Annotated in this window: 15 protein-coding genes and 1 riboswitch; of the genes, 12 read left to right on the top strand and 3 right to left on the bottom strand. The window is 73.1% G+C overall.

The genetic code is table 11. The annotated features are described in order from the left end of the window. Window positions 1–90 precede the first annotated feature (90 nt). Window positions 91–390 (bottom strand): type II toxin-antitoxin system Phd/YefM family antitoxin, encoded by a 300-nt coding sequence (locus ACIBW6_RS31375; protein ID WP_399065600.1) that lies wholly within the window; start codon window positions 388–390, stop codon window positions 91–93. 107 nt (window positions 391–497) lie between these two features. Between ACIBW6_RS31375 and ACIBW6_RS31370 the strand changes: the two genes are divergently transcribed. The 3 genes from ACIBW6_RS31370 (at window position 498) to ACIBW6_RS31360 (ending at window position 2,459) form a co-directional block, all read left to right on the top strand. Beyond that, window positions 498–1,139 (top strand): ATP-dependent Clp protease proteolytic subunit, encoded by a 642-nt coding sequence (locus ACIBW6_RS31370; protein ID WP_399065598.1) that lies wholly within the window; start codon window positions 498–500, stop codon window positions 1,137–1,139. Between the two features lie 7 nt (window positions 1,140–1,146). Further along, complete coding sequence (locus ACIBW6_RS31365; protein ID WP_399065597.1) at window positions 1,147–1,455, top strand: hypothetical protein; 309 nt, start codon at window positions 1,147–1,149, stop codon at window positions 1,453–1,455. Window positions 1,456–1,768: 313 nt separating this feature from the next. After that, window positions 1,769–1,982: riboswitch (cyclic di-AMP (ydaO/yuaA leader) on the top strand. 3 nt (window positions 1,983–1,985) lie between these two features. After that, window positions 1,986–2,459 (top strand): C40 family peptidase, encoded by a 474-nt coding sequence (locus ACIBW6_RS31360; protein ID WP_399065595.1) that lies wholly within the window; start codon window positions 1,986–1,988, stop codon window positions 2,457–2,459. 97 nt (window positions 2,460–2,556) lie between these two features. Here ACIBW6_RS31360 and ACIBW6_RS31355 read toward each other — a convergent pair whose 3' ends face one another. Beyond that, the gene (locus tag ACIBW6_RS31355; RefSeq protein ID WP_399065593.1) at window positions 2,557–3,015 is read right to left on the bottom strand and encodes an ATP-binding protein; all 459 of its coding nucleotides are present in this window, start codon (window positions 3,013–3,015) and stop codon (window positions 2,557–2,559) included. A gap of 294 nt (window positions 3,016–3,309) precedes the next feature. On the opposite strand from ACIBW6_RS31355, the gene ACIBW6_RS31350 reads away from it, so the two are divergent. Both ACIBW6_RS31350 and ACIBW6_RS31345 read left to right on the top strand, forming a co-directional pair. After that, window positions 3,310–4,161: a helix-turn-helix domain-containing protein gene (locus ACIBW6_RS31350; RefSeq protein WP_399065590.1), complete on the top strand. Its 852-nt coding sequence runs from the start codon at window positions 3,310–3,312 to the stop codon at window positions 4,159–4,161. A 58-nt stretch (window positions 4,162–4,219) separates the two neighbouring features. Beyond that, window positions 4,220–4,453, top strand: coding sequence for a DUF397 domain-containing protein (locus ACIBW6_RS31345; RefSeq protein ID WP_399065588.1), 234 nt, complete (start codon window positions 4,220–4,222; stop codon window positions 4,451–4,453). Here ACIBW6_RS31345 and ACIBW6_RS31340 read toward each other — a convergent pair. Then, window positions 4,437–5,606, bottom strand: coding sequence for an 8-amino-7-oxononanoate synthase (locus ACIBW6_RS31340; protein WP_399065586.1), 1,170 nt, complete (start codon window positions 5,604–5,606; stop codon window positions 4,437–4,439). The two genes, ACIBW6_RS31345 and ACIBW6_RS31340, sit on opposite strands and share 17 nt — an antisense overlap. A gap of 143 nt (window positions 5,607–5,749) precedes the next feature. On the opposite strand from ACIBW6_RS31340, the gene bioB reads away from it, so the two are divergent. From bioB to ACIBW6_RS31305, 7 genes are all read left to right on the top strand, one after another. Then, the gene (bioB, locus tag ACIBW6_RS31335; protein WP_399065584.1) at window positions 5,750–6,901 is read left to right on the top strand and encodes a biotin synthase BioB; all 1,152 of its coding nucleotides are present in this window, start codon (window positions 5,750–5,752) and stop codon (window positions 6,899–6,901) included. Then, window positions 6,894–8,186: an adenosylmethionine--8-amino-7-oxononanoate transaminase gene (locus tag ACIBW6_RS31330; protein WP_399065583.1), complete on the top strand. Its 1,293-nt coding sequence runs from the start codon at window positions 6,894–6,896 to the stop codon at window positions 8,184–8,186. Before bioB ends, ACIBW6_RS31330 begins: the two co-directional genes overlap by 8 nt. A 5-nt stretch (window positions 8,187–8,191) precedes the next feature. Continuing rightward, window positions 8,192–8,917, top strand: a complete 726-nt coding sequence (bioD, locus tag ACIBW6_RS31325; protein ID WP_399065581.1) for a dethiobiotin synthase — start codon at window positions 8,192–8,194, stop codon at window positions 8,915–8,917. Between the two features lie 110 nt (window positions 8,918–9,027). Continuing rightward, complete coding sequence (locus tag ACIBW6_RS31320) at window positions 9,028–9,732, top strand: class I SAM-dependent methyltransferase (RefSeq protein WP_399065579.1); 705 nt, start codon at window positions 9,028–9,030, stop codon at window positions 9,730–9,732. Between the two features lie 171 nt (window positions 9,733–9,903). Next, complete coding sequence (locus ACIBW6_RS31315) at window positions 9,904–10,344, top strand: GNAT family N-acetyltransferase (protein ID WP_399065577.1); 441 nt, start codon at window positions 9,904–9,906, stop codon at window positions 10,342–10,344. Window positions 10,345–10,538: 194 nt separating this feature from the next. Continuing rightward, window positions 10,539–11,873 carry a hemolysin family protein gene (locus ACIBW6_RS31310; RefSeq protein WP_399065574.1) on the top strand — a complete coding sequence of 445 codons (1,335 nt, stop codon included), beginning with the start codon at window positions 10,539–10,541 and terminating at the stop codon, window positions 11,871–11,873. Continuing rightward, on the top strand, window positions 11,870–12,883 hold the full coding sequence (locus ACIBW6_RS31305; protein ID WP_399065572.1) for a hemolysin family protein: 1,014 nt from the start codon (window positions 11,870–11,872) through the stop codon (window positions 12,881–12,883). Before ACIBW6_RS31310 ends, ACIBW6_RS31305 begins: the two co-directional genes overlap by 4 nt. Window positions 12,884–12,921 lie beyond the last annotated feature (38 nt).

Below are 12,921 nucleotides of genomic sequence, written 5' to 3'. Positions count from 1 at the left end.
AACGACCGTGCACCCCCGCCGTAGCGGACCGGGGTGCACGGTCTTCTTTGTCTCCGCCACGGGCCGGGGCGGCCGCGCCTCAGCCGCGACCTACCGGATTTCCGGCCCTCGGTGCTCCGCCGCGATGCCGAACCGCTGTCGTTCGCCCGGAGCGAATGGCGAGGAGTCGACCCGGGAGACGGACGTGGCCACCGGCTCCTCCCCCGGGCCCCCCGTGGCCCCCGCCGCGGCCGCGAGCGCTTCGAGTCGCTCCAGGTCAGCGGCCGAGACGAGACCGACGAGCGGCTTGCCGTGCCGGGTGACGACGACGCGCTCCCCGCCGTACACGACACGGTTGATCAGTTCGGCGAGTTCAGCCCTGGCTTGCGTCACCGGAATCTCGTAGGCCATGCTCCTCATCGTACGTGATGTACGTCCTGTACATTTTTTACGGACGGGCCTCCGCGGGCGATCCGCCACACGAGAGGTCCGTGACGAGCAGTGGAGGTACGCGCACCATGAACCGTGACCGGCCGTCCGGCCGCCATGTCCTGCCCGAGTTCACCGAGCGCTCCGCCTCGGGCCACCGCACGCTCGACCCCTACTCCAAGCTCCTTGAGGAGCGCATCGTCTTTCTCGGCACGCCCGTCGACGACACGTCCGCCAACGACGTGATGGCCCAGTTCATGCACCTCGAACACGCGGCGCCCGACCAGGACATCTCGCTCTACATCAACTCCCCCGGCGGCTCGTTCACCGCGATGACGGCGCTCTACGACACGATGCGGTACGTCAGTTGCGAGGTGGAGACGGTCTGCCTGGGGCAGGCCGCGTCCGTCGCGGCCGTACTGCTCGCGGCCGGGGCGCCGGGCAAGCGGATGATGCTGCCGGGCGCGCGGATCGTGCTCGACCAGCCCGCGCTGCCCGAGCCGGCCCGGGGGCACCCCACCGACCTGGAGATCCAGGCGCGCGAGGTGGCGCGGACGCGCGAGCTGCTGGAGGAGCTGCTCGCCCGGCACTCCGGCCGGACGGCGGAGCAGGTCGGCCGGGACATCGAGCGGGACACCGTGCTGGACGCGCGGCAGGCCGTGGCGTACGGGCTCGTGGACCGGATCGTGCAGAGCCGCCGGGCCGGGCTCGGCATGCCGGGCGCGAGGTGAGGGGCCGGTGCTCCCACCTGAACTGCCGCCGCTGCCCGCGCTGACCCGGGCCGAGTGCGCGTTCGTGGACAGCTATCTGGCAGTGGTCGATCTGCTCGCGCGCATCAACCCGGCGCGGGCCGACGACACCTATCGCGGGGTGCGGGCGGCGCAGGCCCTCGTCGCGCAGGCCACGGCGCTGCGCGACGCGCTGGAACTGATGCACCGGCGCGGCGAGAGCGAGGTGCACGCGGCCACGCTGACACGCGCCCTGCGCGTCCTTGACGGAGAGAAACGGACACAGAGGGTCACACTGCCGCCAGAAACGGTCAGTTGACGTCGCGGTGTGGGCGCGGCGTCCGCGCCCGCGCCGAAACGGTCCAGATGGTGTACCACCAGATGGCGTAGACATCGCTCCCGCGACGGGACCGCTGCGGTTGCGCTCCAGCGGTACGCGGAGACCGGATTCAGGTGTTCCGCCGCTGGTACGCGCGTGGTCGGGGGAAGTGGCCGGTCCCCGAACGGCGCATTGTCCACCTGAACGGGTCAAGCGTGACGAGCCTCACTTACCGCCGGTTCGACTCGGTTTCCGCTGCGGATCTGGGTCAAGATCCCTCCGACGACAAGCCCCCGCCGCCGCGGCGGGGCGGTCCGTGCGGACGCCGAGTCCTGCCGCCGTGCGGATGCCAGGTCGACAGGATGTGCATCGGCAGGAGTGGAGGACCCAGCACGACGGGCCGCCGGCCCACCTCGACGGAGGTGGTCACCGAGGGGCCCTTGGGGTGAAGCCGCACCACGCGGCCGGGCATCTTCGCCTGCCCGAACCCGACAGGTCACCCTTCACAGGCGGTTGACGAAGGGTTGCGCATGACTGCGCTCAATCGTGTTCCCTCGCTGCTGACCCGGGCCGGAACCGCTTCGGCCCTCACCCTCGCCGTCGCCGGTGCCGGGCTCATGGTCCCCGGCACCGCGACCGAGGCGTCGGCGGCCGTGGCCTCGACCAAGGCACTGAAAGTCGCGGCCTCCAAGAAGGGAGCGCCGTACAAGTGGGGTGCGACGGGTCCGCACCGGTTCGACTGCTCGGGCCTGACGCTCTACTCGTTCAAGCGGGCGGGCAAGAAGCTGCCGCGCACCGCGGCCCAGCAGTACAACAAGACCCGCCACGTCGCCGCGTCCCACCGCAGGACCGGCGACCTCGTCTTCTTCCACTCGGGCCGGAGCGTCTACCACGTCGGCATCTATGCCGGTAAGGGACGGATTTGGCACTCCCCGAAGACCGGGGCGGTGGTGCGGCTGGAGAAGATCTGGACGCGGAGCGTCTGGTACGGGCGGGTGCGCTGACGCGGGCGCCGCGCGAAGCGGTCCGCGGGGGCGGCCGGGGGCCCGGCCGTCCCCGTGCGGCACCGCACGGCATCCGGCAGGGCGGAGCCCGCGGGCATCACCAGACCGCGTCCGGGCGGGTGTGGTGCCCGGTCACGGGCGCGACCCAGGGCAGGGAGATCCACACGGTCTTGCCGCCTTCCGCGGTGGGCGCCACCGAGAGCCGGCCGCCGCACTCCGCGGCGAGGCAGCGGATGATGACCATGCCGCGGCCGTTGTCCTGCTGGACCGCGGCGGGCAGCCGCTTGGGGTAGCGCGGGTGGCTGTCGGTCACGCCGATGCGCAGCCGCTCGTCGCGCTCCAGCTCCAGGTCGACGGTGAAGGTGGGCGACAGGCCCAGGGTGTGCTGCACCGCGTTCGTGGCGAGCTCCGAGACGATCAGGCGCACGCTGTCGGCCAGGTCGGCGTCCCCGGGCAGGCCCCACTCCGCCAGCACGTGGCATACGTACCGGCGGGCCGCGGAGACCGAGGCGGGATCGCTCGGCAGCGTGAGGGATGCTTCCTGGTGGTCTGCCATGGCGACGTCGTCCCTTTCCACCGGGTTTCCACCGGGTCCGCACCCGCGACACTCACGCGTCGCCGGGGTGCGGCCTCCGACTTCTGCTTCGCGCCAGCGTGCCACTTCGATGTCCGCCCGTGGTGCCGATCCCCCAAGATATGCATATATCTGTCGCTCGAAGCGGTGAACTCTGCGACGGCCGACCGTATTTGGGCGGGCGCCCGCGGGTTCCTCTACCGTCTGCTCAGAGGTCATGCCGCACGGGCCAGGAAAGGAGCCCGGCCGCGCGGCCCGAGGTACTGAGGAGTCGGCATGAGGTACGGTCCCGCGGTCCGGCGCCGCAAGCTCGGCGCGGAACTGCGCGCGCTGCGTATACAGGCCGGTCTGACGAGCGGTGAGGCGGCCCGCCGGGTCGGCTGGCACCAGTCGAAGGTGAGCCGGATCGAGACAGGCCGCAGTGGCGTGAAGGCGTCGGACGTCCTGCGGCTGCTCGACGCGTTCGAGACAGCCGACCCGCGGCAGCGCGAGCTCGTGGTGGCGCTCGCGGGAGCGGAGGAGGCGGGCGGGCACAACTGGTGGCACGCCTATCGCGGCCTGTTGCCGCCGTCCTACCGCGACTTCATCAGCCTGGAGTCACAGGCGTCCCGCATCCGGACGCTGGAGACGAGCGTCGTGCCGGGGCTGTTGCAGACGCCCGAGTACGCGCGGGCGGTGACGCGGTCGGTGCTGGCAGGGACGCCGGAGCGGCACATCGAGGCGCTGGTCGAGGTGCGGCTCGCGCGCCAGGACGTGCTGCGGGCGCGGCCGCCGCTCGAGCTGAGCGCGGTGCTCGACGAGGGGGTGTTCCGGCGCGAGGTGGGCGGCCCCGGCGTGCTGCGGCGACAAGTGGCACATCTGGCCGAGGTGGCGCAACTCCCCCATGTCCGAATTCAGGTGCTCCCTTTCTCCGCGGGTGGCCACATCGGCCTCACCGGCCCTTTCGTTGTGTTCTCATTTCCGAACACTTCTGATCTGGATGTGGTTGTTCTCGACCATTTGACGAGTAGCCTCTACCTCGAACGGAAAGAAGACCTCATGGCGTACACCGAAGCCTTCGATGCTCTTCTGCTCCGTGCTTTGTCGCCCGAGGACTCGTTGGAATTCATCGCACAGATCGCCGGATGACCGAGCGGACGAGGACGCCGACGCCTCGCCCCCGGCCGGCACCGCGTAAGGGGGCACCATGACCGCACTGCCTCGGTACGTTCCGACCGTTCCCTCAAGCTCGTCGCTGACCGGCGCCCGGTGGCGGCGCAGCAGCCGCAGCACCGGCGCGAACAACTGCGTCGAGACAGCCGCCCTGACCTCGGGGCCCGCGTGCGGGCTGCGAGGTGTCCGTGATTCGAAGGACACCGCGGGGCCCGCCCTGCTGTTCACCCCAAGCGCCTGGGAGGCGTTCGTCAACTCCCTGCGCTGACAGCACCGTTGGGCGCCAGGCGGCTGATCACCTCCACCGCCTCGCCGATCTGCGGGTCGGTGAGGTCGGCGCGGGCGGTCAGCCGCAGCCGCGAGATCCCGTCGGGTACGGACGGCGGGCGGAAGCATCCCACCGAGAGGCCGGCCGCACGGCAGTCCGCGGCCCAGCGGACCGCCTCGTCGGGCGAGGGCGCGCGCACCGAGACCACCGCCGCGTCCGGCCGCGCGACGCTCAGACCGGCCGCGGACAGGCGCCGGTGGAGCAGCGCGGCGACCTCGCGGGCCCGGCCGGCGCGCTCGGGTTCGCGGCGCAGCAGCCGCAGGGCGGCCAGCGCGGCACCGGCCGCCGCCGGGGCGAGCCCGGTGTCGAAGATGAAGGTGCGCGCCGCGTTGACGAGGTGTTCGATGACCGGGGCCGGGCCGAGCACCGCGCCGCCCTGGCTGCCGAAGGACTTGGAGAGCGTCACGGTGACGACGGTGTCGGGCGCGCCGGAGAGCCCCGCCGCGTCGGCGGCGCCGCGGCCGCCGGAGCCGAGCACGCCGAGCCCGTGCGCGTCGTCGACGAGCAGCCCGGCGGCGGACTCCCGGCAGACGGCGGCCAGTTGCTCCAGTGGCGCCCGGTCCCCGTCGACGGAGAAGACGGTGTCCGAGACGACGACGGCCGGTCCGTCGTGCGTCGCCAGGGTCTTGCGGACCGCGTCCGGGTCGGCGTGCGGCACGACCCGGGTGGCGCCGCGGGCCAGCCGGCAACCGTCGATCAGGGACGCGTGGTTGGCCGCGTCGGACACGATCAGCGATCCGTGCGGGGCGAGCGCGGTGACGGCCGCGAGGTTGGCGGCGTATCCGGAGGAGAGGACGAGCGCGGCCTCGAACCCGCAGAACTCCGCGAGTTCGCGCTCCAGCCGGGCGTGCAGTTCGGTGGTGCCGGTGACCAGACGGGAGCCGGTGGCGCCGCCGCCCCAGGTCCGCGCGGCCCCGGCGGCTCCCGCGACGACCTCGGGGTGGCGGGACAGGCCGAGGTAGTCGTTGCTCGCGAGGTCGAGAAGCGGGGAGTCGGCCGGGCGGGGGCGCAGGGTGCGCACGAGTCCGGCGGCTTCGCGGCTGCGGCGCGCGTCGTCGAGCCAGCCGAACGCACGGGTGGAGGTCGGGGCCATGACTCCCTCTGTTTGTAGGTAACGCACAGACCTTAGTCGTCCCGCCACCGGGCCACGGTGTGGCAATACCCACACGTCGAACACCGTCCTTTGTCCGAAGTCTCCTTTCGCGGGAGCGCTTCGATAGGCAAGGATCAGGCGCCATGGACCTGCTGAACACGCTGGTGGACAAGGGGCTGCGGCGCGAACTGCCGAGCCGTGAAGAGGCGCTCGCCGTGCTGGCGACGTCGGACGACGAGCTGCTGGACGTGGTGGCCGCGGCGGGCCGGGTGCGCCGCACGTGGTTCGGCCGCCGGGTCAAGCTGAACTACCTGGTGAACCTCAAGTCGGGGCTCTGCCCGGAGGACTGCTCGTACTGTTCGCAGCGGCTCGGGTCGAAGGCCGAGATCCTCAAGTACACCTGGCTCAAGCCCGACGAGGCCGGGAAGGCCGCGGCGGCCGGTGTCGCGGGCGGCGCCAAGCGGGTCTGTCTGGTGGCGAGCGGGCGCGGCCCCACCGACAAGGACGTGGACCGGGTCGCGCGGACCATCGACGCGATCAAGGCGGAGAACGAGGACGTCGAGGTGTGCGCCTGCCTCGGACTCCTCTCCGACGGGCAGGCCGAGCGGCTGCGTGCGGCGGGCGCGGACGCGTACAACCACAACCTGAACACGTCCGAGGCCACGTACGGCGACATCACGACGACGCACACCTACGCGGACCGGGTGGACACCGTCCGCAAGGCGCACGGGGCCGGCCTCTCGGCCTGCTCCGGGCTGATCGCCGGGATGGGCGAGAGCGACGAGGACCTCGTCGACGTGGTGTTCGGGCTGCGGGAGCTGGACCCGGACTCGGTGCCGGTGAACTTCCTGATCCCCTTCGAGGGGACGCCGCTGGCCAAGGAGTGGAACCTGACGCCGCAGCGCTGCCTGCGGATCCTCGCCATGGTCCGCTTCGTCTGCCCGGACGTGGAGGTGCGGATCGCGGGCGGGCGCGAGGTGCACCTGCGCTCGATGCAGCCGCTCGCCCTGCACATCGCCAACTCCATCTTCCTGGGCGACTACTTGACCAGTGAGGGGCAGGCCGGCAAGGCGGATCTGGAGATGATCGCGGACGCCGGTTTCGAGGTGGAGGGCGCCGGTGAGGTGACGCTGCCCGAACACCGGGGCGGTGGGTGCGGTGCGGTGTGCGCCCCGGACGCGACCGCCGCCGTGGAAGCGGTGGACAGTGCACCGGACGCGGTGCCCGGCCCGCGGACCGACCTGGTGGCCGTGCGCCGCCGGGGCGCGGGGACGGACGTCGCGCCCAATGCCTGATCCGCACGAGGGCGTCCTGCGCGGCGAGGAGCTGCTGGCGCTCGACCGGCAGCACGTGTGGCATCCGTACGGACCCATGCCGGGCCGGCAGGAGCCCCTGGTCGTCGAGGAGGCGGCCGGGGTGCGGCTGCGGGTCACCGGCCACGGCGAGCTGGTCGACGGCATGGCGTCGTGGTGGTCGGCGATCCACGGCTACAACCACCCGGTGCTGAACGAGGCGGCGCGCGGGCAGTTGGAGCGCATGAGCCACGTGATGTTCGGCGGGCTCACGCACGAGCCCGCCGTCCGGCTCGCGAAGCGGCTGGTCGACATCGCGCCCGACGGTCTGGAGCACGTGTTCCTCGCCGACTCCGGTTCGGTCTCGGTCGAGGTCGCGCTCAAGATGTGCCTGCAGTACTGGCGCTCGCTCGGCCGGCCCGGGAAGCGCCGGATGCTGACCTGGCGCGGCGGGTACCACGGCGACACCTGGCAGCCGATGTCCGTGTGCGACCCGGAGGGCGGGATGCACGGGCTGTGGGCGGGTGTCCTGCCGCAGCAGATCTTCGCGGACGCGCCGCCGAGCACGTACGAGGAGACGTACGCGGAGCAGCTGCGGGAGCTGATCGGGCGGCACGCGCACGAGGTCGCGGCCGTCGTGGTCGAGCCGGTGGTGCAGGGCGCGGGCGGGATGCGGTTCCACTCCCCCGCGTATCTGCGGGTGCTGCGGGAGGCGTGCGACGCGCACGACGTGCTGCTCGTGTTCGACGAGATCGCCACCGGGTTCGGGCGGACGGGCTCGCTGTTCGCGGCCGGGCACGCGGCGGTGATACCGGATGTGATGTGTGTCGGCAAGGCGCTGACCGGCGGCTATCTGACCCTGGCGGCGACGCTGTGCACGCCGCGGGTGGCCGAGGGGATCTCCCGGGGCGAGGTGCCGGTGCTCGCGCACGGCCCGACGTTCATGGGCAATCCGCTGGCCGCCGCGGTGGCCTGCGCCTCGATCGACCTGCTGCTGGGCCAGGACTGGCAGGCGGAGGTCGAGCGGATCGAGAGCGGACTGCGTGACGCCCTGTCAGAGGCCGTCGATCTGCCGGGTGTTCAGGACGTACGGGTCTTCGGCGCCATCGGGGTCGTGCAGCTGGACCACGAGGTGGACATGGCGGCGGCGACCCGGGCGGCGGTCGCGGAGGGGGTCTGGCTGCGGCCGTTCCGGGACCTCGTCTACACGATGCCGCCGTACATCACCGGCGACGAGGACCTGGCACGGATCGGGCGCGCGGTGTGCGCGGCCGCGCGGGAGGGCTGAGGGGTATGACGCGTTCGAAGGTGCTCGTCGTCACGGGGACCGGGACCGAGATCGGCAAGACGGTGACGACGGCGGCGGTGGCCGCCGCCGCGGTGCGGGCCGGGCGGTCGGTGGCCGTGCTCAAGCCGGCGCAGACCGGGGTGGCGCCGGGTGAGCCCGGGGACGCCGACGAGGTGGTGCGGCTGGCGGGCGGCGCGGTGACCCCGGTCGAGCTTGGCCGGTACCCGGAGCCGCTGGCCCCCGGTACGGCGGCGCGGCGGGCCGGGCTCGCGCCGGTGCGGCCCGGGCAGATCGCCGAGGCGGCCGAGAAGCTGGCGGCCTCGCACGATCTGGTGCTGGTCGAGGGCGCCGGCGGGCTGCTGGTGCACTTCGACGCCGAGGGGGCGACGCTGGCCGACGCGGCGCGGCTGCTGTCGGCACCGGTCCTGGTCGTCGCGCGGGCCGGGCTCGGCACGCTGAACTCGGTGCAGCTGACGGCCGAGGCGCTGCGCGCCCGGGGACTGGCGCAGGCGGGGGTCGTCATCGGCAGCTGGCCCCGGCGGCCGGGGCTCGCCGAGCGGTGCAACGTCGGGGATCTGCCCGGGGTCGCGGGAGCCCCGCTGCTGGGGGCGGTGCCGGAGGGGGCCGGGGGGCTGGACGCGCAGGCGTTCCGGACCCGGGCCGCACAGTGGCTCGCGCCCGGCCTCGGCGGGTCGTGGGACGCGGCGGAGTTCGCGCGGCAGGAGGGGTGAGGCGAGGGGGCCGAAGGTCCCGGGTTCGCGGGCCCGGGGCCGGGAGGCCGTTCGGCAGGGGCACGGCGCGGGAAGGATCGGCGTAGCGCAGTCGGCCCGAGGAGGGTCCCATGGTGGACCGCATACCGCCCCCCGGTGGGGAAGCGGCGCGGCAGGCGTCGCGTGACGTGGTGAGCCATCCCGTCTTCGCGCGGTACTACGCCCGCTTCAGCGAACGCGCCGAGCCGTTCCTGGCGCCGCTGCGCACGGAGTTGCTCGCGGGGCTCTCGGGGCGGGTCGTCGAGATCGGCGCGGGCAACGGGCTGAACTTCGCGTACTACCCCGGCACGGTCGCCGAGGTCGTCGCCGTCGAACCGGAGCGCTCGCTGCGGGACGCGGCCGTGGAGGCGGCGCGGCGCGCCGGGATGCCGGTCGACGTGGTGCCGGGGGCGGCGGAGGCGCTGCCGGTGAAGAGCGAGGGGTTCGACGCGGCCGTGCTCTCCCTCGTGCTGTGCAGCGTGCGGGACGCGGCCCGGGCGCTCGCCGAGGTGCACCGGGTGGTGCGGCCCGGCGGCGAGGTGCGGTTCTTCGAGCACGTACGGGCGCCGGGGCGCGGCATGCGGGGTGTGCAGGCGGCGCTGGACCGGACGGTGTGGCCGCGGCTGTTCGGCGGCTGCCATGTGGGGCGGGACGCGGTGGGGGCGCTGCGGGAGGCCGGATTCGCCTGTGCGGGGGACGCGTACCGTGAGGTGCTGGTGCCGGAGCGCGGGCTGCGGCTGCCCACCTCGTACTGCGTGCTGGGTACGGCGCGGCGGGCTGGGCGCGGCGGGCCGTAGCGGTCCGCCGTCGCGTGGACCCACCGGGCGGTCCGGCGCCCGGTGTGCGAAGGCGGCCCAGCGGCCCGGCGCCCGGCGTGCGAAAGCGGCCCAGCGGGCCAACGCCCGGTGTGCGAAAGCGGCCCGGCGTCCGCCCCGTGAAAAAGGCAGCGCGCGGCGCCGGGCCGGTGGTTGGATCGCGGCATGAGTGATCTTCGTATCCGGTCCGCGTCCCCCGCCGATCTCGACGCCGTGCTGGCGTTCTGGAAGACGGCCGCCGAGGGCGCGAGCATCAGCGACGACCGGGCCGGGGTGGAGCGCCTCGTCGCCCGGGACCCGGCGGCGCTGCTGCTCGCCGAGCGCGGCGGGGAGCTGGTGGGCACGGTCATCGCCGGGTTCGACGGCTGGCGCTGCCACCTGTACCGGCTGGCGGTGCGGCCGGACGCGCGCCGGCAGGGCATCGGCTCCGCGCTGCTGGCCGCGGCCGAGGAGCGGTTCGTGGCGCTCGGCGGGCGGCGCGGCGACGCGATGGTGCTGGACCGCAACGAGCGGGCGCACACCGCATGGCAGGCGGCCGGCTACGCGCGCCAGCCGCAGTGGTCGCGGTGGGTGAAGCCGCTGGTAGAGGGCTGATCACCGCCGATCACCCGCAACACGCCACCTCGCTTTGCTGATCCTTTACCATGGTGGGGTCATTCGAACTCCTGCGAGAGGTGTGAGCGTCCGCCCATGGGCGAGCCCCCCAGTACCCGGTCCATCCCCCCGCGCGGTCCGCACGAGCGCGCGCCCCTCCCGTCTCTGGCCGATTATGGGACGGAGGTGACCCGATGACCGAAGTGCTCCTGCTCACCGCCGCCGTCCTGCTCTCCTTGGCCTGTGGCGCCTTCGTGGCCGCGGAGTTCTCGCTCACGACCGTGCAGCGCGGCGATCTGGAACTCGCCGCCGAGCGCGGTGAGCGGGGCGCCGCCGGTGCCCTCAAGGCGGTCCGGAACCTGACCTTCCAGCTGTCCGGCGCCCAGCTCGGCATCACCGTCACCAATCTGGTCGTCGGCATGCTCGCCGAGTCCTCCATCGCCAAGCTCATCGCCGGTCCGCTCGAAGCGGTCGGCATCCCGGCCTCGGCGTCGACCTCGGTCGCGCTGGTGATCGGCACCGCCCTGTCGACCGTCTTCCTGATGGTCGTCGGCGAGCTGGTGCCGAAGAACTGGGCGATCTCCTCGCCGCTGGCCGTGGCGAAGCGGGTGGCGACGCCGCAGCGCTGGTTCAGCGCGGCGTTCCGCCCGTTCATCACGCATCTGAACAACACCGCGAACCGGCTGGTGCGCCGCTTCGGCATCGAACCGACCGAGGAGCTGGCCTCCGCGCGCGGCCCCCAGGAGCTGATGGCGCTCGCCCGGCACTCCGCCAAGGAGGGCGCCCTGGAGGCGGACACCGCGGAGCTGTTCGTCCGTACGCTGAACCTGGCGGACCTGACCGCGGAGAACGTGATGACGCCCCGCGTCCAGGTCATCGCACTCGACATGCAGGCCACCTGCGAGGACGTGGCCAACGCGACCCGGGCCACCGGACTGTCCCGCTTCCCCGTCTACCGCGGCAGCCTCGACTCCGTCGTCGGCGTCGCGCACATCAAGGACGTCCTGGCCGTCCCCGCCGAGCAGCGGCACCGCAAACGCGTCTCCGAGCTGCTGCGCGAGCCGCTGCTCGTCCCGGAGTCGCTGACCGTGGACCGGCTGCTCGACCGGCTGTCGGGCAGGCGCACCATGGCCGTCGTCATCGACGAGTACGGCGGCACCGCCGGGGTCGCCACGCTGGAGGACATCGTCGAGGAGGTCGTCGGCGAGGTCCGTGACGAGCACGATCCGCACGAGACGCCCGACATCGCCCCCGCGGGCACCGACGACGAGGGCCGCGCCCTGTACTCGGCGGACGGCGCCGCCCGCACCGACCAGCTCGCCCGAGTGGGCCTGCGGGTGCCGGACGGCCCGTACGAGACGCTGGCCGGTCTGGTCGCCGCCGAGCTGGGGCGCATCCCCGACGTCGGCGACAGCGTCGAGGTCACCGGATGGCGGCTCGACGTCGTGGACGCGCACGGCCACCGCGCCGCCCGCGTCCTGCTGCACACGCCGCTCGCCGGCACGCCCGCCGAGGAGGAGGTCCGATGACCGCGGTCCAGTTGCTGATCGGGCTCGCGACGCTGGTCGTCAACGCCTTCTTCGTCGGTGGTGAGTTCGCGCTGATCTCGGTGCGGCGCAGCCAGATCGAACCCTACGCCGAGAACGGCGACCGGCGGGCCCGCAGCGTCCTGTGGGGGCTGCAGCACGTGTCGGCGCTGCTGGCCGCGGCGCAGCTCGGCATCACACTGTGCACGCTGGTGCTCGGCATCGTCGCCGAACCGGCCATCGCGCACCTGCTGGAGCCGCTCTTCGACGCGGTCGGGGTGCCGCACGGCCTGGTCCACCCGATCTCGTTCGTGATCGCGCTGACCGTGGCGACGTACCTGCACATGCTGCTGGGCGAGATGGTGCCGAAGAACATCGCGCTCGCCGAGCCGGTGCGCTCCGCGCTGCTGCTCGGCCCGCCGCTGGTGGCGCTGGCGCGGGCCCTGCGCCCGGTCATCTTCACGGTGAACGCCTTCGCGAACACGCTGCTCAAACTGTTGCGCGTGGAGGTTAAGGACGAGGTCACGGCCGTGTTCTCGGACGACGAGCTGGCCCGGATGGTCAAGGACTCCTCCGAGGCGGGGCTGATCGACGACCGGGCGCAGGAGCGGCTGCACGACGCGCTGGAGCTGGGCAGGCGCCCCATCAAGGACGTCGTCCTGCCGTTGGAGAAGGTGGTCTACGCGCGCGTGGGCGTCACCCCGGAACAGCTGGAGCAGTTGTCGGCGGAGTCCGGGTTCTCCCGGTTCCCCGTCGTGGACGAGGGCCGGCGCATCGTCGGCTACCTGCACGTGAAGGACGCGCTGGACGCGATGCCGCGCGATCTGCCGTTCCGGGTGCCGGACATGCGCTCCATCGCGCGCGTCCGGGAGACGACGCCGCTGGACGACGTCCTGACGGCGATGCGCGGCAGTCGCACGCACGTGGCGGCGGTGCTCGGCGCGGACGGCCGGCTCGCCGGCATGGTGACCATGGAGGACGTGCTGCGCGAGCTGTTCGGGCAGCCCGTGTAGAGCCGACACGGTCTGGGCAGGGCCGCCGTCGGGGGGCC

This window comes from Streptomyces sp. NPDC049813, assembly GCF_044465085.1.
GTDB lineage: Bacteria > Actinomycetota > Actinomycetes > Streptomycetales > Streptomycetaceae > Streptomyces.
The sequence above is the reverse complement of the archived record's forward strand: the minus strand, read 5'-3'. Positions and strand labels throughout refer to the sequence as shown.